This window comes from Streptomyces sp. TRM68367 (genome assembly GCF_014495685.1).
In the GTDB taxonomy this organism is placed as follows: Bacteria; Actinomycetota; Actinomycetes; order Streptomycetales; family Streptomycetaceae; genus Streptomyces.
In genome coordinates, this window is record NZ_JACTVI010000013.1 from 41,084 (window position 1) to 58,381 (window position 17,298).

General features: G+C 69.7%; 17 protein-coding genes and 2 tRNA genes. 15 read left to right on the forward strand and 4 right to left on the reverse strand.

Annotation, left to right across the window (positions count from 1 at the left end):
• Nucleotides 1–32: 32 nt before the first annotated feature.
• A complete protein-coding gene (locus tag H8R17_RS11955) occupies nucleotides 33–572 on the reverse strand; it encodes a DsbA family protein (RefSeq protein ID WP_187823133.1) in 540 nt (179 codons plus the stop codon).
• A gap of 264 nt (nucleotides 573–836) precedes the next feature.
• On the opposite strand from H8R17_RS11955, the gene H8R17_RS11960 reads away from it, so the two are divergent.
• Nucleotides 837–1,286 carry a hypothetical protein gene (locus H8R17_RS11960; RefSeq protein ID WP_187823210.1) on the forward strand — a complete coding sequence of 150 codons (450 nt, stop codon included), beginning with the start codon at nucleotides 837–839 and terminating at the stop codon, nucleotides 1,284–1,286.
• Between the two features lie 149 nt (nucleotides 1,287–1,435).
• The gene (locus tag H8R17_RS11965) at nucleotides 1,436–1,588 is read left to right on the forward strand and encodes a hypothetical protein (RefSeq protein WP_187823134.1); all 153 of its coding nucleotides are present in this window, start codon (nucleotides 1,436–1,438) and stop codon (nucleotides 1,586–1,588) included.
• A gap of 69 nt (nucleotides 1,589–1,657) precedes the next feature.
• On the opposite strand, the gene H8R17_RS11970 is transcribed toward H8R17_RS11965, so the two are convergent.
• Nucleotides 1,658–2,236, reverse strand: a complete 579-nt coding sequence (locus H8R17_RS11970) for a CGNR zinc finger domain-containing protein (RefSeq protein ID WP_187823135.1) — start codon at nucleotides 2,234–2,236, stop codon at nucleotides 1,658–1,660.
• 517 nt (nucleotides 2,237–2,753) lie between these two features.
• Entirely contained in the window at nucleotides 2,754–3,167 is a 414-nt protein-coding gene (locus H8R17_RS11975; RefSeq protein WP_004002642.1) for an SsgA family sporulation/cell division regulator, read from the reverse strand.
• Between the two features lie 191 nt (nucleotides 3,168–3,358).
• Here H8R17_RS11975 and H8R17_RS11980 point away from each other — a divergent pair, with 191 nt between their 5' ends.
• The 9 genes from H8R17_RS11980 to H8R17_RS12020 all read left to right on the forward strand — a co-directional run bounded on the left by H8R17_RS11980 (nucleotide 3,359) and on the right by H8R17_RS12020 (nucleotide 11,649).
• A complete protein-coding gene (locus tag H8R17_RS11980; RefSeq protein WP_187823136.1) occupies nucleotides 3,359–3,811 on the forward strand; it encodes a TIGR02611 family protein in 453 nt (150 codons plus the stop codon).
• Nucleotides 3,812–3,890: 79 nt separating this feature from the next.
• Nucleotides 3,891–3,965, forward strand: a tRNA-Val gene (locus H8R17_RS11985).
• 472 nt (nucleotides 3,966–4,437) lie between these two features.
• The gene (locus H8R17_RS11990) at nucleotides 4,438–5,727 is read left to right on the forward strand and encodes an extracellular solute-binding protein (protein WP_316959378.1); all 1,290 of its coding nucleotides are present in this window, start codon (nucleotides 4,438–4,440) and stop codon (nucleotides 5,725–5,727) included.
• Entirely contained in the window at nucleotides 5,727–6,728 is a 1,002-nt protein-coding gene (locus H8R17_RS11995; protein ID WP_187823138.1) for a carbohydrate ABC transporter permease, read from the forward strand. The genes H8R17_RS11990 and H8R17_RS11995 overlap by 1 nt, the downstream gene beginning before the upstream one ends.
• Nucleotides 6,725–7,618: a carbohydrate ABC transporter permease gene (locus H8R17_RS12000; protein ID WP_187823139.1), complete on the forward strand. Its 894-nt coding sequence runs from the start codon at nucleotides 6,725–6,727 to the stop codon at nucleotides 7,616–7,618. The genes H8R17_RS11995 and H8R17_RS12000 overlap by 4 nt, the downstream gene beginning before the upstream one ends.
• Nucleotides 7,619–7,628: 10 nt before the next feature.
• Nucleotides 7,629–8,219 (forward strand): hypothetical protein, encoded by a 591-nt coding sequence (locus H8R17_RS12005; protein WP_187823140.1) that lies wholly within the window; start codon nucleotides 7,629–7,631, stop codon nucleotides 8,217–8,219.
• Between the two features lie 88 nt (nucleotides 8,220–8,307).
• Complete coding sequence (locus tag H8R17_RS12010) at nucleotides 8,308–11,052, forward strand: Tat pathway signal sequence domain protein (protein ID WP_187823141.1); 2,745 nt, start codon at nucleotides 8,308–8,310, stop codon at nucleotides 11,050–11,052.
• 39 nt (nucleotides 11,053–11,091) lie between these two features.
• On the forward strand, nucleotides 11,092–11,538 hold the full coding sequence (locus H8R17_RS12015) for an SRPBCC family protein (protein WP_187823142.1): 447 nt from the start codon (nucleotides 11,092–11,094) through the stop codon (nucleotides 11,536–11,538).
• 39 nt (nucleotides 11,539–11,577) lie between these two features.
• A tRNA-Val gene (locus H8R17_RS12020) sits at nucleotides 11,578–11,649 on the forward strand.
• Between the two features lie 55 nt (nucleotides 11,650–11,704).
• Here H8R17_RS12020 and H8R17_RS12025 read toward each other — a convergent pair.
• Nucleotides 11,705–12,433, reverse strand: coding sequence for a 3'-5' exonuclease (locus H8R17_RS12025; protein WP_187823143.1), 729 nt, complete (start codon nucleotides 12,431–12,433; stop codon nucleotides 11,705–11,707).
• A gap of 169 nt (nucleotides 12,434–12,602) precedes the next feature.
• Here H8R17_RS12025 and H8R17_RS12030 point away from each other — a divergent pair, with 169 nt between their 5' ends.
• The 4 genes from H8R17_RS12030 to H8R17_RS12045 all read left to right on the forward strand — a co-directional run bounded on the left by H8R17_RS12030 (nucleotide 12,603) and on the right by H8R17_RS12045 (nucleotide 17,183).
• A complete protein-coding gene (locus H8R17_RS12030; RefSeq protein WP_187823144.1) occupies nucleotides 12,603–13,166 on the forward strand; it encodes a DUF4365 domain-containing protein in 564 nt (187 codons plus the stop codon).
• Nucleotides 13,163–14,425 carry a hypothetical protein gene (locus tag H8R17_RS12035; protein ID WP_187823145.1) on the forward strand — a complete coding sequence of 421 codons (1,263 nt, stop codon included), beginning with the start codon at nucleotides 13,163–13,165 and terminating at the stop codon, nucleotides 14,423–14,425. Before H8R17_RS12030 ends, H8R17_RS12035 begins: the two co-directional genes overlap by 4 nt.
• Before the next feature lie 92 nt (nucleotides 14,426–14,517).
• Entirely contained in the window at nucleotides 14,518–16,494 is a 1,977-nt protein-coding gene (thrS, locus tag H8R17_RS12040; RefSeq protein WP_187823146.1) for a threonine--tRNA ligase, read from the forward strand.
• Between the two features lie 140 nt (nucleotides 16,495–16,634).
• Nucleotides 16,635–17,183 (forward strand): HIT domain-containing protein, encoded by a 549-nt coding sequence (locus H8R17_RS12045; RefSeq protein WP_187823147.1) that lies wholly within the window; start codon nucleotides 16,635–16,637, stop codon nucleotides 17,181–17,183.
• The last annotated feature ends 115 nt before the right edge of the window (nucleotides 17,184–17,298 follow it).

A 17,298-nucleotide genomic window follows, 5' to 3' on the forward strand; every position in this document is an offset into this window, starting at 1 on the left:
GGGGAGGCGCGTCAGCCCTCCTGCCCCTGGCCTTACCCCTGCTCCTGCCCGTGCTCCTGCTCGGCGAGCAGCCGGTCCGCGATCTCCTCGACGCGCTCGCGCAGCCCCTCCTGGCTCCTGCCGCCGACGAGGCGCTCGCCACCGATGACGTACGTCGGTGTGCCGGTCACGCCGATCGCCTTGCCCTCGGCCTGGTCCGCGTCGACGATCAGGATGTGCCGGCCGTCGATCAGCGCGGTGTCGAACTCCTCAGCGTCCAGGCCGAGTTCGCGGGCCACCTCGACCAGGAAGGGTTCGCCCTTACGGGCCAGCTCCTCGACCCGGCCCAGCACGGCCTCGACGTACAGCCATCCCCGCCCCTGCTCCAGGGCCTCCTCGGCGGCCTGCGCGGCGGCGAAGGCGTGCTTGTGCTTTTCCAGCGGGAAGTGCCGCAGCCGCAGGTGCAGACGGTCGCCGTAGCGGTCCCGCAGGGCGCGCAGGTCGTCCAGGGCGGTGTGGCAGTCCGGGCACTGCAGCTCGCACCAGACGTCGAGGACCGGGGCGGTGGGACGGGCGGGGGAGGAGTCGCTCATGCCGGCCAGTCTTCCAGCCCCGGCTCCCCGGGCCCAAACGGACCGTGCAGGTCAGGGGGTACGGCGGGACGGCCGCTGCCCGTGGCCCGGAGAGCCGTCGGCCGCGCCGGGCACGCGTGGTCGTACGCCGACACCGGCACTTTCGTAGGAGTCGACCCGGAGATGTCCCTGATGTCGGGCTGGGGCATGGCCGGGCGGGCCTGGGCGGTGCAGGATGGAAGGGACGAACGAGCCCTGCCCGACCGAGCCTGCCTGGAGGACCGGATGATTGCCGAGACCGTGTGTTCCGCCGTGGCCGCGGCCGGCCTGGGCATCGCGGCGATCACGGCGTACCGCAAGCGTTTTCTCGCGGCCACCCGCATCGCCGCCTACTCGCTCGTGCCCCTCGGCCTGGTGATGACCGGTGTCGTGGACTGGCTGGCCGACACCGCGTTCAGCCCGATGGCCTGGGCCGGATTCGGGGTGCTCGGCGCCTCGTGGGTGCTGTTCGCGAGCACGCGCGCGGTGGAGCGCCGCCGGGGCGGTACCCGCAAGGAGCGCAAGGCGGCCCGGTCGGCGGCCGAGCGCGAGGCGGTCGCCCCCGAAGCATCGGCTGCCACCCTGGGCCCGGCCAACCGCCCGGCCGCCCGCCCGGCGGCGAAGCCCGCGGCCGAGTCCCGCGGTGACGACGACTTCAGCGACATCGAGGCCATCCTGAAGAAGCACGGCATTTGACGGCCGCATGGCGGACTGAAACGACTGGGTCCACCGGCGTCCGGAAGCGATCACAACCTGAACCGGACATCACGGAAAACAGCGAACTCCCGTTCTTTCCGTGCAGGTGATCGCGCGGGGGGCGGTGACTGCGTCATCATCGCCGCGAGATGCTGGACACGTCACAGAGGGAGGCCGCGCCGCCGCAGGACGAGCCGCGCGGCTGTCTTTTCGCCCTTTCCCAGCCACCGCTGATGATCTTCCTTGCGGTGATCGGGTGTCTGCTGCTCATGGCCTCGTTGCACGATCTGCTGTTGCTGTGAGCCGTACCCGCGGTCCCCGGCGCCACCCGCCGGGGCCGCGTTGCCGGCCCGTGTCTCGCACCGGGCTTTTCAGCCCGCCGCTTCCTTGCGCCGCGCCCGGTACGCGGCGACGTGCAGGCGGTTGCCGCAGGTGCGGCTGTCGCAGTAGCGCCGCGAGCGGTTGCGGGAGAGGTCGACGAAGGCGTGCCGGCAGTCGGGTGCCTCGCAGCGCCGCAGCCGTTCCTGCTCGCCGGCGACCACGAAGAACGCCAGCGCCATGCCGCAGTCGGCGGCCAGGTGGTCGGCGACGGAGGCGCCGGGCGCGAAGTAGTGCACGTGCCAGTCGTAGCCGTCGTGGTCCGTGAGCCGGGGAGTGGTGCCCGCCGCCGCGACCAGGTCGTTGATCAGCCCCGCGGCGCTTCGGGGATCGGGGGCCGCGAAGACCGCGGCGAACCGCCCGCGGATCTTGCGTACCGCGGACAGATCGAACTCCGAGAGCGTTCCGACATCGCTGATTTCGTGCTTTCGTACGAAATCTGCGAGGGCGGCGACATCCGGCAGCCCGTCCGGCGCCGTGTCGTCCTCCGGCGCCGTGTCGTCCTCCGGCGCCGTGTTCACCAGATCGACCACGGTGTCGAGGGCGCACCGGGCGTCGTGGGTGATCAGCACATTTCGCTCCCTGGCCTGAGGTCGGGCGGGCGCCCGCCGATGCTGGCCGATCGTAGCGGCTCCTGCGCCCGCCGCACCGTCCTCGTCCCGCACATGACTTCGAATACAACGCCACGACCCCCGGCAGGGTTCCCACCGAGACGGCCAGCCCTCTGCTGACGACCGCAGCGGAGGTACCCCCAGGGCGGTACGGGTGGGCGGGCCCCTAGCGCCGGGCTGCGCACCCGACCCCGGCCAGCCGCGGCACTGAGCGCCCTGAGGGCAAGGTTCAGCCGACGCAGTCACCCCGCGCCGGGCTGCGCACCCGACCCCCGGGCGGCCGCAGCACCGGGCGCCTGGCCGGCGCAGTCCAGCCGGCGCGGACCCCGCACGTGTCGCAATGACCCCAGCACGGCACGTACACACACCGGCGCCGACACCCCAAAGGTGCCGGCGCCGGTGTCTCCCGTATGCGGTTGTCCTGGCCCGAGCCGTCACCCCGAGTCGACGGCGCCGGGCGGCTTCGTGTGGCCTCGACCTAGCTTTCCGCCAGGATGTGCGAGAGCTCCTGATCGAGATCGAAATGCCGGTGCTCCGTGCCCGGCGGCACGGCGGCGTCTGTCCGCTTCAGGAAGGACTCCAGGGCCCGCGCCGGGGCCTCAAGCAGGGCCTCGCCCTCCGGGGAGCTGAGGGCGATGCACACGACGCCCTGACCGTGACTGCGCGACGGCCAGACGCGTACGTCGCCGGTGCCGGTGGGGCGGTGCAGTCCCTCGGCGAGGAGGTCGCGGGCGAATACCCACTCGACGGTTTCCTCGGCTCCGGTGTGGAAGGTGGCGTGCACGGCGTAGGGGTCGGCCGTGTCGTACCGCAGGCCTGCGGGGACAGGCAGGGAGGACTCGCTCGACACAACGAGGCGCAGGTGCAGCTCGCAGCTGACCGTGGTGTTCATAAGCGCCAGGGCCTTTCGCTCAGTGTGCGCTCGGGGATTCGCACGTCGGCGAAATCGACATGCCACCTACGGTGCCGTTGTAAACCCCTCTGAGGGTTTTGCGTGTCTTTACGTAACTCTTCCGGCCCAGAGATCGTTCGCGCCGTGCCGCCATTCCGGTGACAGGTTTCCCTCCGGTAGTGTTCGGCCGTATGAATACGGGGAGTGACAAGCCGGGCGAGGTAGCCGTGGCAACGGACGAGACCAGGTTGGACGGGGTGCAGGAAGAGCGGGGACTCGGATCGCGGGCGCCGGAATTCATCAAGGCGCGGCGCGTGCTGCACCTGAGCTGGCAGGTCTGCGTCTTCGTCATCGGACTCGCGGTCGTGATCGCCGGCATCATCATGCTGCCGCTGCCGGGACCCGGGTGGGTCGTGATCTTCGGCGGCATGGCGATCTGGGCGACCGAGTTCGTCTGGGCCCAGCTGGTGCTCCGCTGGACCAAGCGCAAGGTCACCGAGGCGGCACACCGCGCCCTCGACCCCAAGGTGCGCCGCCGCAACATCATCCTGACGACGCTCGGCCTGGTGATCGTGGGTGTGATCGTCGGGATCTACCTGTGGAAGTTCGGCCTCGTGATGCCCTGGAAGATCAAGGATCAGTGATCTCCGCCGGGGGCGCGGGTGTCCGGCCCGCGGTGGTCACGGGCACCCCCTGACATGCGGTAATCTTCTTCCTGCGCCCGGGCGATTAGCTCAGTGGGAGAGCGCTTCGTTCACACCGAAGAGGTCACTGGTTCGAACCCAGTATCGCCCACCATCCGTAGACGCCGGCCCACCTGCGACAGTGCAGATGGGCCGCTGTCGTATCCACCGGCAAGCGGCAACCGGTGCCGCTCGCCGTTCCGCAGCCGCAACCGCCGTGCAGGACGCGACCCGCGCCGCGCCCCAACTCCCCACCACCGGGCGCCCCATGAAATCGGATTCTGTCGTTCCGGCCAGGCCGTAACCAGTCCGTGACAGGCCACCCTCCCCGTCCTCTTTCGGTTCGGCCGGACCTCGCGACGGAGCGCCGGTTCCCGTCCCGATCGTCGACCGCATAGGCCCTCACCTGCAACTTCGCCCCGCCCGGTTCGCCGTGGCACCGCCGTATCCCGCCACCCCGCCGAGCCGTTCGGTAAGAATTTCTTGTCCGAATCATTGACGCACCCTCAGGCGCTCCGTAATTTGTGCCAGCAAGCGCTTACTTGAAACGATTCATGAAGAGGCAACGCTGCGGGGAGGGCCTGACTGTGGGAACCAGCAGGAATGTTGAGAGGCGTACGATCCTGAAGGCAGCCGGTGCGACGGCGGCCACACTCGGGCTGGCCACGACGACGGGCTGCGGCGGCGACGGAGGCGCGTCCGCCGACGGGACGGTGACGATCCGTTACGCATGGTGGGGTGCCGAGGACCGCGCCCAGCGCATCAACAAGACCATCGCGCTCTTCGAGAAGAAGTACCCGAAGATCAAGGTGAAAACGGATTTCCAGCCGTACACCGACTTCTGGAAGAAGTTCAACACCCAGGCCTCCGGCGGTAATCCGCCGGACGTCTTCCAGAATGCCATCGGATTCCTGCGCAAATACGACGCGAAGAATGTGCTGCTCGATCTGAGCGAGCAGGTCGAGGCGGGCAATCTGTCGATGGACGGATTCCGCGCCGGCCTGGAGAAGTTCGGCGAGCTCGACGGCAAGCTCCTCGGTGTCCCGGTCGGTTCCAACTCGATGGCCCTGGTCATCGACAAGGGCGTCTACACCAGGGCGGGCGTGACGCCGGAGCAGGGCTGGACCTGGGACGACTACCACGCCGCGCTGGAGAAGATCCGCGACAAGACCGGGCGCGCCGGTGACACCGGCCCGTACAACGTCATGTACCTCTACGACCTCGTCCTGCGCCAGAACGGCAAGGCGTTCTTCACCGAGGACGCACTCGGCTTCACCGAGGCGGACCTGACGGACTGGTGGACCAAGGCCGAGCAGCGCGTCAAGGAAGGCCTCTACGCCGACCAGAAGAAGGTCATCCAGATCAAGCCCAAGTCGGCGGTCTCCGGGGAAATCGCCGGCGGCGAGTTCACCTGGGACAACTTCACCGTCCGCTACACCGCCGAGGGCAAGAGCGAGTACGGCCTGGCGCCCATCCCCACCACGGACGGCAAGAAGACCGGTCAGTACCTCGGCTCCCTGATGCTCAGCGCCTCCAAGCGCACCGAGCACCCCAAGGAGGTCGCCCAGTTCATCAACTTCATGGTGCACGACCCCGAGGTCGCCAAGATCATGGGCTATGACCGCGGTGTGCCCGCGACGCAGGCCCAGTACGACGCGTTCAAGCCGACCGACCCGGTCAACAAGGCGATAGCCGCCTACGAGGAGTCCCTCGTCGAGGCCGGTGTCCTTGAGCCCATCACCCCGCACCCGAACGGCGCGGACATCTGCGAGTCCGCGTTCCTGCGCATCGGTGAGGAACTTGGCCTGGGCAAGCGGTCGGTGGACGACGCCGTCAAGCAGTTCTTCACCGAGTCGAAGACGGCTCTGACCGGCTGATGGGAACCACCGTGACACACGCCCCTGCGATGGAGGACCTGAGTAAGGACTCCGAGCCGCGGCACGGTCCGGTGAAGCCCGAACGGCCCGCCGCCCTCAAGCGGCGGGCCCGCCGGGAGAACCTGGCCGGCTATCTCTTCATGTCCCCCTGGATCGCCGGGTTCCTGCTGCTGACCGCGGGCCCGATGATCGCCTCGCTCTACTTCGCCTTCACCGACTACAACCTGTTCGATGCGCCCCGGTGGATCGGCCTCGACAACTTCTCGGAGATGTTCGGCGATCCGCGCTGGCGGCATTCGGTGCGGGTCACCCTGTGGTACGTGGTGGTCGGAACGCCGCTCAAGCTGCTCCTGGCCCTCGGCGTGGCGCTGCTCCTGGCCCAGCAGCGGCGCGGCCAGGCCTTCTACCGGGCCGCCTTCTACGCGCCGTCGCTGATCGGGGCGAGCGTCTCCGTCGCGATCGTCTGGAAGGCGATCTTCTCGGACGACGCGGTCGTCGACCGTACACAGAAGATCTTCGGCATCGACGTCGGCGGCTGGACCGGCAACCCGGACCTGATCATCTACAGCCTGGTGGCGCTCACCGTCTGGCAGTTCGGCGCCCCGATGGTCATCTTCCTCGCCGGTCTCAAGCAGGTCCCGCGCGAGCTGTACGAGGCGGCGGAGGTCGACGGGGCGGGCAAACTCCGCCGGTTCTGGAACATCACCCTGCCGATGATCTCCCCCGTGCTCTTCTTCAACGTCCTGCTGGAGACGATCCACTCCTTCCAGATCTTCAGTTCGGCGTACATCGTCGGCGGCGGCGCCGGCGGCAATGCCTGTGGTCCTGCGGACGGCTCGATGGTCTACACCTGTTACCTCTACGTTCAGGGCTTCGAGAACAGCCGGATGGGGCTGGCCTCCGCCATGGCCTGGATGCTGCTCGTCGCGGTCGCCCTGGTGACGGCGGTGCTGTTCTGGTCCCAGAAGCGCTGGGTGCACTACGAGGAGGGCGCCCGATGAGCGCACCGGCCACCGACATCACTCCGGCCCGCTCCACGGAGGCGGGCAACTTCCGCCGCAGGCTGCCCGGTTCGCTTGCCTGGCACATCGGGTCCCTGGTGATCCTCGCCGTCATCCTCTATCCGGTGGTCTGGGTCATCGGCGGCTCCTTCAAGCGGAGCGAGAACATCGTCGGCAGCCTGGACCTCTTCCCGGCCGACCCGATCATCGACAACTACACCAGCCTCGCCGACGGCATCGCGGACATCTCGATCTCCACGTTCTTCGTCAACTCGCTCCTCCTCGCGGTCGGTTCGGTGATCGGGATCGTGGCGTCCTGCTCGCTGACGGCGTACGCCTTCGCGAGGATCAGGTTCGCGGGCCGCAATCTGCTGTTCACGCTGATGATCGGCACCCTCCTGTTGCCGTACCACGTGCTGCTGATCCCGCAGTACGTGCTGTTCCGCAACATGGAGATGATCAACACATACACCCCGCTGCTGCTCGGGAAGTACCTGGCCACGGAGGCGTTCTTCGTCTTCCTGATGGTGCAGTTCATGCGCAACCTGCCCAAGGAACTCGACGAGGCGGCCCGTCTCGACGGCTGCGGGCACCTGCGCATCTACTGGTCGATCGTGCTGCCGCTGTGCCGGCCGGCCCTGATAACCAGCGCGATCTTCACCTTCATCAACTCCTGGAACGACTTCATGGGACCGCTGATCTACCTCAACGAGCCCAGCAAGTACACGGTCTCCCTGGGACTGAAGATGTTCGTGGACCAGGAGGGCGTGGCCAACTACGGCGGCATGATCGCCATGTCGCTGGTCGCCCTGCTGCCGGTCCTCGCCTTCTTCCTCGCCTTCCAGCGCTATCTGATCGACGGCATGGCGACGTCCGGTCTGAAGGGCTGAGGCGGTCACCATGGCTCAGGCACGGGTGAAGGCGCGCAGGGAGTCGGTGTTCGCCGAACGGTTCGCCGTGTTCGCCGAGACCCTGCTCACCGGCGTGTGGATCGCGGTGGCCTCGCTGGGCGTGGTGACCTATCCGGCGGCGTTCGCGGCCGGCGCCCGGCATCTGCGCCGCCGAACGACCCACGAGGGCGGCGGCTGGCGGGAGTTCGTCGCCGACTTCCGTACGGCGGTGCGCGGTGGATGGCTCGCCGGACTCGCCGGGTGGGCCGCGGCGGGCGCGGTGTGGGTGGACGTCCAGGCCGTGCGCGCCGGGCTGCCCGGCGGGCCGCTGGTCGGGGCCGTCGGCGTTCTCGCACTGATCGGGCTCGCCGTCGCCGGGCTGCGCGCGGCGGCGGTCTGGACGCCGGGCGACCGCTGGCGGTCGCTGCTCGCCGGGGCGGGCCGGCGGACCGTGCTGGATCCGGCCGGATCCTTCCTGCTGGTCGGCGGCCTGGCCGTGGTCGCCGTGTCCGCCTGGTTCAGTGCCCCGCTGGCGCTCCCCGTCCTGGGGGCCGTCGCGGCGGCGGCCGTCGCCGTGGAGGAGCGGTACCGGCACCGCTGAACGGCGGTGCCCGCACAAGGGCGGCGCCCCGGGCGCCGTCTCTCTGTCATGCCCCTGACCAACTGCATTCGCGTGGAAAGGAAAGGTCATGTCCCTCATCCCCCGCAGGTCCGTCCTCAAGGCAGCCGCCGTCACCGGAGCCGCCGCCCAGTTCAGCTGGCCCCTAGGGGCGCAGGGCGCGGCGGCCGCGCCCAGAGCCGAGGCCGCCGACGCGGACCCGGTGACCCTGGACTGGCTGGAGGACGGCGGCCTCGGCGCCGCCCCCGGTTCCACCGTCGGCGTGCCCTGGCCGAAGGGCGCGTACCAGAAGGACCAGAGCTTCGCCCTGACGGACGCGGACGGCAAGGCCGTACCCGTGCAGTCCTGGCCCATCGCCTACTGGCCGGACGGCTCCCTCAAGTGGACCGCGCACGCGGTCGGTTCGGCCGGCTCCGGCAAGCTCACCCTCGACGCCGGGACGCCCGCCGCGCCCGGCAAGAAGGTCACCGTGAACAAGAGCGGCGGCACCATCGACGTCTCGACCGGCGTCATCACCGCGAAGATCGGCAAGTCCGGCGCCACGCTCATCAGGTCCGTGACCCGCGGCTCGACCGAGATCGCCAGGAACGGCCGCCTCGTACTGATCCGCCAGTCCGAGGTCGAGGACGAGGACCAGGGCACCGTCAAGACCGAGCGCTTCGAGGGCGCCATCTCGAAGGTCGAGGTCGAACAGGAGGGCCCGGTCCGCGCGGTCGTCCGCATCGACGGCAAGCACCGCAAGGGCAGCCGGAGCTGGCTGCCGTTCTCCATCCGTCTCTACTTCTACGCCGGCGCGGACTCCTTCCGCATGGTGCACACCATCACCTACGACGGAAAGCAGGAGCCCGGCAAGGCGAGCGGCGACTTCGTCCGCGGCCTCGGCGTCCGCTTCACCGTACCGATGCGCGACGAGTCCTACGACCGCCACATCCGTATCGGCGGCGAGGGCACCGGCCTGCTCCGCGAAGCCGTCAAGGGCGTCACCGGACTGCGCCGCGACCCCGGGATCGAGGTGCAGCGGGCCCAGTTCGAGGGCAAGAAGCTACCCGACCCGTCCACCTGGGACCAGCGGGTCACCACCCGCCTCCAGTACATCCCCGAATGGGGCGACTACACCCTCTCCCAGCTCTCCGCCGACGGCTTCACCCTGCGCAAGCGCACCAAGAAGGGCTACGGCTGGGTTGCCGCCGGCGGCGGCCGGCGCGCCTCCGGCTTCGGCTACGTCGGCGGGGCGAGCGGCGGGTTCTCCTTCGGCCTGCGCGACTTCTGGGAGAAGTTCCCCGCCCAGCTCGACATCCGCGACGCCCACACCGACGAGGCCGAGGTCACCCTCTGGCTCTGGTCGCCCGAGGCCCAGCCCATGGACCTGCGCTTCTACCACGACGGCATGGGCCAGGACACCTACCCCGAACAGCTCGAAGGCCTCAACATCACCTACGAGGACTACGAGCCCGAGTTCGGCACCCCGTACGGCATCGCCCGCACCTCGGAGCTGATGTTCTGGGCCAACGACTCGACCCCCGTCCCGGACAAGCTCGCCGAGCAGGTCGAGGCCGTCCGTGTCCTGCCCCAGCTCGCCGCCCCGCCCAAGCAGCTCATCAAGGCGGGCGTCTTCGGCTCCGGCCTGTATGCCGAGCCCGACCGCTCCACGGCCGCCAAGGCGAAGATCGAGGACCACCTCGACTTCCTCTTCACCTATTACAAGGACCAGGTGGAGATGCGCCGTTGGTACGGCTTCTGGGACTACGGCGACATCATGCACTCCTACGACGCGGTGCGCCGCCAGTGGCGCTACGACGTCGGCGGCTACGCCTGGGACAACTCCGAGCTCTCGCCCGACCTGTGGCTGTGGTTCGCCTACCTCAGAAGCGGCCGCGCCGACCTCTTCCGCTTCGCCGAGGCGATGACCCGGCACACCGGCGAGGTCGACGTCTACCACCTCGGCAAGTGGGCCGGCCTCGGCACCCGGCACGGCGTCCAGCACTGGGCCGACAGCGCCAAGCAGCAGCGCATCGCCAACACCACCTACCGCCGCTACTACTACTTCCTCACCGCCGACGAACGCGTCGGCGACCTCATGCACGCCAACGTCGACTCCGACGAGACCTTCCTCGTCCTCGACCCCATCCGCAAGATCCGCACCGAACCGTACGAGCCCGACCGCAACGCCCTCTCCATCGGCTTCGGCACCGACTGGAGCGGCCTGGTCTCCGCCTGGCTCACCGAGTGGGAGCGGCGCGGCCCCAAGTGGGAGAAGGCCAAGGCCAGGGTCCTGTCCACCATGGAGACCATCGCCGCCCAGCCCAACGGCTTCGTGCAGGGCAACGCCCTGTACGACCTGGACACCGGCAAGTTCGCGATCGAGGCACCCAAGGTCAGCGTCTCGCACCTGTCGACGATGTTCGGCCTGGTCGAGCTGTGCGCGGAACTGATCGACCAGATCGACATGCCGAAGTTCAAGGAGGTCTGGCTGGACTACTGCCGCTACTTCAACGCCACCAAGGCCGAGCAGAAGGCCCGCTACGGCACCGACTTCGGCAGCCTGCTGCTCTTCCAGGGCCACTCGCGCCAGGACGCCTACGCCGCCGTACAGACCGGCGACGACGCGCTGGCCGCCCGCGCCTGGCAGCAGTTCTACAACAGCCGCGACACCTGGGACTACAAGGAATCCACCGACTGGTCCACGAAGAAGATCGAGGGCCCGACCGCCCTGGTCCCCGGCAGCGACGCGGCCTGGGTGTCCACCAACGCCACCGCGCTTTATGGCTTGGCGGCCATCCAGAACCTGGCTCTCGTCGGCGACAAGATGCCGTGATCGCCTGGTGAGCGTGGCGTGCGCGGGCACACTGCGTCCATGGACTGGAACCATCACCGCTTCCGCAGTCTGTGGGCCCTGCCCGCGCCGCCCGCCACCGTGTACGGCGTGCTGGAACGCCCCGAGGACTACCCCCGGTGGTGGCGCCAGGTCCGGGAGGTCACCCGGCTCGACGACACCACCGGGATCGTCCGAATCCGCTCCCTCCTGCCGTACGACATGACGTTCACCGCGCGCGAGGTCCGGCACGATCCGGGAGCCGGCGTGCTGGAGACCGCGATGACCGGCGACATCGACGGCTGGGCACGCTGGACGGTCACGCCGCGCGGCACCGGCTGCCTGGTCCGCTACGACCAGGTGGTCGACGTCCGCAAGCCGCTTCTGCGGCGGCTCGCGGTACCGGGCAGATCCTTCTTCCGCGCGAACCACGCGCTGATGATGCGGGCCGGACGGCGGGAGCTCGTGGCGTACCTCGAAGCGGTTTGAAGGAAACGTGCCGGGACCTGTATTGTTCAGTGCGTTCCCGGGCGATTAGCTCAGTGGGAGAGCGCTTCGTTCACACCGAAGAGGTCACTGGTTCGAACCCAGTATCGCCCACCGGGTCAGGCCGGTCCGTCTCAGACGGACCGGTTTTTGCATGCTCAGTGCATGCTCAGGCGGCCTCCGCCGGCAGATCCGGACGCAGGGGCCACGCCGGGTCCACCGCCTCCTCCGTGCCACTGCGGGCGAACCACGCCTGGAGGCCGCGCGCCTGTGCCGCGTGCCACACCGCCTGGAGCGTGTGCAGCTCGCCGGGGGGCAGCCGTTCCAGCCGGGCCGCATAACGGCGCCCCACCGCCCGTACGACGTCCAGTGCGGCCAGCGCGTCGGCCGCCGCGTCGTGCGCGCCGTCCAGCGTGACGCCGTAGTGTGCGCACAGGTCGGTCAGAGTGCGGCGGCCCTTGCGGTAGCGGTCCAGGTGCTTGTCGAGGACCCGCGGGTCCAGCACGCACAGCGGCGCCGCCTCGAACCAGCCGGCCAGCGACGAGGCCCGATGACGGCGCAACTCCCGGTCCAGCAGCGTCAGATCGAACGGCGCGTTCATCACCACCAGCGGACGGTGGCGAGCGGCCTGCTCGGCCAGCGCCTGAGCTATCTCGTACATCACCGGCGCCGGCCAGCGGCCGTTGCGCACCAGGTGCTCCTCCGCCAGCCCGTGCACCGCCGTCGCCGCCTCGGGCACCGGCACGCCCGGGTTCACCAGCCAGCGGCTGATCCGCGGCCGGGTGCCCGGCGCGTCCTGGACGACGACGGCAGCCGACACGATCCGGTCGGCCTCGACGTCCACGCCCGTGGTCTCCGTGTCGAACGCGGCCAGAGGCCCCTCGTACCAGCACGTCATACCACCACAACCCCTCGTTCACCGTCGGCAGTTGACGCCCCGTCCACTGCCCGTTTCGGTGATACCCGGGCTGTTTGCGCCGTACGCCGGAAGGAGACAACAGGAGTAGGGGTCTTAGCAGTTCAGCGACCCGCAGCGGGGATTCACCAGTTCTGGAAGGCTGTTGGCCATGGCCATAGCGCAGCCCGAACGGGGCGGGCTGCTGCCCGAGCGGACGGCACCCACTCGCGGCTCTCTCGCCACCACCGCCTGCATGGAGACCTTGCAGGTCGGCTATCTGCACGCCGTGGCGGCGGCCGCGGGCTGTTCGCTGTCCCAGCCGTTCCCGGACAACGGCATCGACTGGCACGTCAGCCACAGCGCGCCCGGGCACACCGTCGACGACGAGGTCACCATCAAGGTGCAGCTCAAGGCGACGTACCAGGTCGCGCCGAACCCACCGGGCCGCTTCTCCTTCACGCTCGACAACGACCACCTGGCGAAACTCGCCCGCACCCCGGTCTCCGTGCACAAGATCCTGGTCGTGATGATCGTGCCGCGCTCGCGCGAGCAGTGGCTGCGCGCCGGCCACGACGGGCTCGACCTCAGGCACTGCTGCTACTGGATCAACCTCGCCGGGCACCCGATCACGGGCCGGCGCCGCACCACCGTGCGGATACCGACCTCACGCATCTTCGACGACCGGGCGCTGTGCGAGATCATGACGCGGGTCGGGACGGGAGGGAAACCGTGACGCACCGCTCGACCGACGAACCCGTACGACCAGCCAGGCCCCACCCCGTAGACGCCGCGTGGCATGGCCGGCCGCCCGGGCCCGGCCAGGTCGACCCGGCCGTGCTCAGCGCCCTGCTGCACCGCCACGGCTGGCAGCGCCGCGGCGGCGCCGCCGGACGGTACGGCCGCTGGACTCCGCCCGGCCCCGGCGGCAGCGGCACCAGCCTGCTCGTGCCCGAGAGCCGCGCCTTCCCCGACAGCGACGACCTGCTCGCCGAGGCCCTGCTCGCGTTGTCCCGCAGCGGCACCCCCTCCGCGCGCGAGGTCCTGGTCTCCCTCGCCGTGCCCAGCGACGAGATCCGCTGGTCGCGCGACGTACCGGCCGGACCCGGCGGCGCCGCGCCCTGGACCGTCGAGGAACAACTGCGCAAGGGCGCCCGCCGCATGCTGCTCGCGGGCGCCCTCGCCACGCGCGCGCGTAGCGGCTACCACGGCGCCCGGCACCGGCGGGCCGCGGCCGCCGCCCTGGAGAACGTCCTGGTGGGCTCGGCCGCCGACGGCCGCCTCACCGCCCTCGTGCCCGTCGCCGACGGCCGCCCCCTCGCCGTATGCCTCCACCAGGCCCTGCACGCCGCCCGCGAGGCCATCGACTACCGGCGGGCCACCGGCGGCATGGACGCCTTCGACGGGGCCGTCGAGGCGGGCGTCAGCCACGAGCTCACCGAGGCCCTCGCCGCCCTCGTCCGGGGCACCGAGGGCGCCCGCATCGCCGTCGCGTGGGCCCCGGCCGTCGGGGTGCCCGAGGGCTGCGCGGCCTCCGCCGAACCCGTCGAGTTCTCGCCCGGCGACCTGCCGGCACTGCGCGAGGCCGGCGCCCGCTACCAGCGCGCGGAGCCCTCCGTGCCCGTGCGGATCACCGGCACGGTGGTACGGATGCGCAGGTCGGGGCCGCGCGGCGCGGGCACCGTACGGCTGCGCGTGCTGACCGGCGCCGAGGTCCCGCACGTGCGGATCACCCTCGACGAGGAGGCCTACCGCATCGCAGGGCACGCCCACCTCGTCGGGCTGCCGATGCGGGTGCACGGGCGGCTGGAGAGCCGGGGCGGCTTCCGGCGGCTGACCGGGGCCTCAGGCGTCGTACCCGTGCAGGTCGACGAGGCCGAGCGGGACCGGCTGATGAAGGCCCTCCAGGAGCACCTGGACTTCTTCGGGGAGGCCTGCGGAGGAGAGGAGGGCGGGGACTACGAGGAGGAGTACGGCGAGGACTGCGGGGACTGATTTCGCGGTGGGCCGTCCGGGGTCGGTACGATCCTTACTCATGCGCGCGCTCCGGTATGGCGCCGCACCCCACCTTCAGTCAGGAGAGACCGGTGTCAGACGTCCGTGTGATCATCCAACGCGATTCCGAGCGGGAAGAACGCGTGGTGACGACGGGCACTACGGCCGCCGAGCTCTTCGCCGGCGAACGCTCGATCATCGCCGCGCGCGTGGCCGGCGAGCTCAGGGACCTGTCCTACGTCGTCTCCGAGGGCGACGAGGTCGAGGGCGTCGAGATCTCCTCCGAGGACGGTCTGAACATCCTGCGCCACTCCACCGCGCACGTCATGGCGCAGGCCGTACAGGAGCTCTTCCCCGAGGCCAAGCTGGGCATCGGCCCGCCGGTCAAGGACGGCTTCTACTACGACTTCGACGTCGAGAAGCCGTTCACGCCCGAGGATCTCAAGGCCGTCGAGAAGAAGATGCAGGAGATCCAGAAGCGCGGCCAGCGCTTCGCCCGCCGCGTGGTGACCGACGAGGCCGCCCGCGAGGAGCTGGCGTCGGAGCCGTACAAGCTGGAACTGATCGGGCTGAAGGGCGCGGCCTCCTCCGACGACGGCGCGGACGTCGAGGTCGGCGCCGGCGAGCTGACGATCTACGACAACCTGGACGCCAAGACCGGCGAGCTGTGCTGGAAGGACCTGTGCCGCGGTCCCCACCTGCCCACCACCCGGAACATTCCGGCGTTCAAGCTGATGCGCAACGCGGGCGCCTACTGGCGCGGCAGCGAGAAGAACCCCATGCTGCAGCGCATCTACGGCACCGCCTGGCCGTCCAAGGACGAGCTGAAGCAGTACCTGGACTTCCTCGCCGAGGCCGAGAAGCGCGACCACCGCAAGCTGGGCCACGAGCTGGACCTGTTCTCCGTCCCGGAGCAGATCGGCTCCGGCCTGGCCGTCTTCCACCCCAAGGGCGGCGTCATCCGCCGGGTCATGGAGGACTACTCGCGTAAGCGGCACGAGGAGGCGGGCTACGAGTTCGTCTACACCCCGCACGCGACGAAGGGGAAGCTCTTCGAGACCTCGGGCCACCTGGACTGGTACGCCGACGGCATGTACCCGCCCATGCAGCTCGACGAGGGCGTGGACTACTACCTCAAGCCCATGAACTGCCCGATGCACAACCTGATCTTCGACGCGCGCGGGCGTTCGTACCGTGAACTGCCCATGCGGCTGTTCGAGTTCGGGACCGTGTACCGGTACGAGAAGTCGGGCGTCGTGCACGGCCTGACCCGTGCCCGCGGCTTCACCCAGGACGACGCGCACATCTACTGCACGCGCGAGCAGATGTCCGACGAGCTCGACAAACTGCTCACCTTCGTCCTCGACCTGCTGCGCGACTACGGCCTGACCGACTTCTACCTGGAGCTGTCCACCAAGGACCCGGAGAAGTACGTCGGGACGGACGAGGTGTGGGATGAGGCCACCGAGACGCTGCGCGAGGTCGCCGAGAAGCAGGGCCTGCCGCTGGTCCCGGACCCGGGCGGTGCCGCCTTCTACGGGCCGAAGATCTCCGTGCAGACCCGGGACGCCATCGGCCGGAACTGGCAGATGTCGACGATCCAGCTCGACTTCAACCTGCCGGAGCGCTTCGACCTGGAGTACACGGCCGCCGACGGCACCAAGCAGCGGCCGGTCATGATCCACCGCGCCCTGTTCGGTTCGATCGAGCGTTTCTTCGCAGTACTCCTGGAGCACTACGCGGGCGCCTTCCCGGCGTGGCTGGCGCCGGTCCAGGCGGTCGGCATCCCGGTCGGGGACGCGCACGTCGAGTACCTGGAGAAGTTCGCCGCGGCGGCCAAGCGGCAGGGCCTGCGGGTCGAGGTCGACTCCTCCTCCGACCGCATGCAGAAGAAGATCCGCAACGCCCAGAAGCAGAAGGTGCCCTTCATGGTCATCGCGGGCGACGAGGACATGGCGGGCGGCGCGGTGTCCTTCCGCTACCGCGACGGCTCGCAGGAGAACGGCATCCCGGCCGACGACGCCATCGCGAAGATCGTGAAGGTCGTCGAGGAGCGGGCGCAGGTCTGACGGGCGCAGTTCTGCGTACGCGCAAAGGCCCCCGGGGAGTCAGCGGGGCGGTTTGCCGGGGGCCTTGTCGCAGTCCCTCGGGGGTCTTTGTCACAGCCCCTCCGGCCCGCCGGGCAGGCGTGACGCCATATGCTGCACGCATGACGAGTGAGCCGGAGCAGCAGTGGGGAGTGGGCACGCAGGACGCGTTCCAGCGTCTGTGGACGCCCCACCGGATGGCCTACATCCAGGGCGAGAACAAGCCGAGCGGCCCGGGAGCCGACGACGGCTGCCCCTTCTGCGCGATCCCGGCCAAGTCCGACGAGGACGGGCTGATCATCAGGCGCGGCGAGCAGGTGTACGCGGTGCTCAACCTGTACCCCTACAACGGCGGCCACCTCATGACCGTGCCGTACCGCCACGTCGCCGACTACACCGACCTGACCGCGGCGGAGACTGCCGAGCTGGCCGAGCTGACCAAGCAGGCGATGACGGCCCTGCGCAGCGCGTCCGGCGCCCACGGCTTCAACATCGGCATGAACCAGGGCACGGTGGCCGGCGCCGGCATCGCAGCCCACCTCCACCAGCACATCGTCCCGCGCTGGGGCGGTGACACGAACTTCATGCCGGTTGTCGGCCACACGCGAGTGCTGCCGCAGCTCCTGGCCGACACGAGGAAGATGCTGGCGGACGCCTGGCCGACGCACTGATCTTCAGTGCTGGGGCGTGACCAGCCTTTCCGGCGTGTGAGGACGAGGCCGAAGCGGGGGTCTTGGGGGCGCAGCCCCCAGGGACCGCAACCCCCCCCCCCCCCCCCCCCGGCCC

What these genes read in the sequence shown, in the direction of transcription:
- H8R17_RS11955 (WP_187823133.1), bottom strand. Translation starts at nt 572, where the DNA reads ATGAGCGACTCCTCCCCCGCCCGTCCCACCGCCCCGGTCCTCGACGTC.
- H8R17_RS11960 (WP_187823210.1), top strand. Translation starts at nt 837, where the DNA reads ATGATTGCCGAGACCGTGTGTTCCGCCGTGGCCGCGGCCGGCCTGGGC.
- H8R17_RS11965 (WP_187823134.1), top strand. Translation starts at nt 1,436, where the DNA reads ATGCTGGACACGTCACAGAGGGAGGCCGCGCCGCCGCAGGACGAGCCG.
- H8R17_RS11975 (WP_004002642.1), bottom strand. Translation starts at nt 3,167, where the DNA reads ATGAACACCACGGTCAGCTGCGAGCTGCACCTGCGCCTCGTTGTGTCG.
- H8R17_RS11980 (WP_187823136.1), top strand. Translation starts at nt 3,359, where the DNA reads ATGAATACGGGGAGTGACAAGCCGGGCGAGGTAGCCGTGGCAACGGAC.
- H8R17_RS11995 (WP_187823138.1), top strand. Translation starts at nt 5,727, where the DNA reads ATGGGAACCACCGTGACACACGCCCCTGCGATGGAGGACCTGAGTAAG.
- H8R17_RS12000 (WP_187823139.1), top strand. Translation starts at nt 6,725, where the DNA reads ATGAGCGCACCGGCCACCGACATCACTCCGGCCCGCTCCACGGAGGCG.
- H8R17_RS12005 (WP_187823140.1), top strand. Translation starts at nt 7,629, where the DNA reads ATGGCTCAGGCACGGGTGAAGGCGCGCAGGGAGTCGGTGTTCGCCGAA.
- H8R17_RS12010 (WP_187823141.1), top strand. Translation starts at nt 8,308, where the DNA reads ATGTCCCTCATCCCCCGCAGGTCCGTCCTCAAGGCAGCCGCCGTCACC.
- H8R17_RS12015 (WP_187823142.1), top strand. Translation starts at nt 11,092, where the DNA reads ATGGACTGGAACCATCACCGCTTCCGCAGTCTGTGGGCCCTGCCCGCG.
- H8R17_RS12025 (WP_187823143.1), bottom strand. Translation starts at nt 12,433, where the DNA reads ATGACGTGCTGGTACGAGGGGCCTCTGGCCGCGTTCGACACGGAGACC.
- H8R17_RS12030 (WP_187823144.1), top strand. Translation starts at nt 12,603, where the DNA reads ATGGCCATAGCGCAGCCCGAACGGGGCGGGCTGCTGCCCGAGCGGACG.
- H8R17_RS12045 (WP_187823147.1), top strand. Translation starts at nt 16,635, where the DNA reads ATGACGAGTGAGCCGGAGCAGCAGTGGGGAGTGGGCACGCAGGACGCG.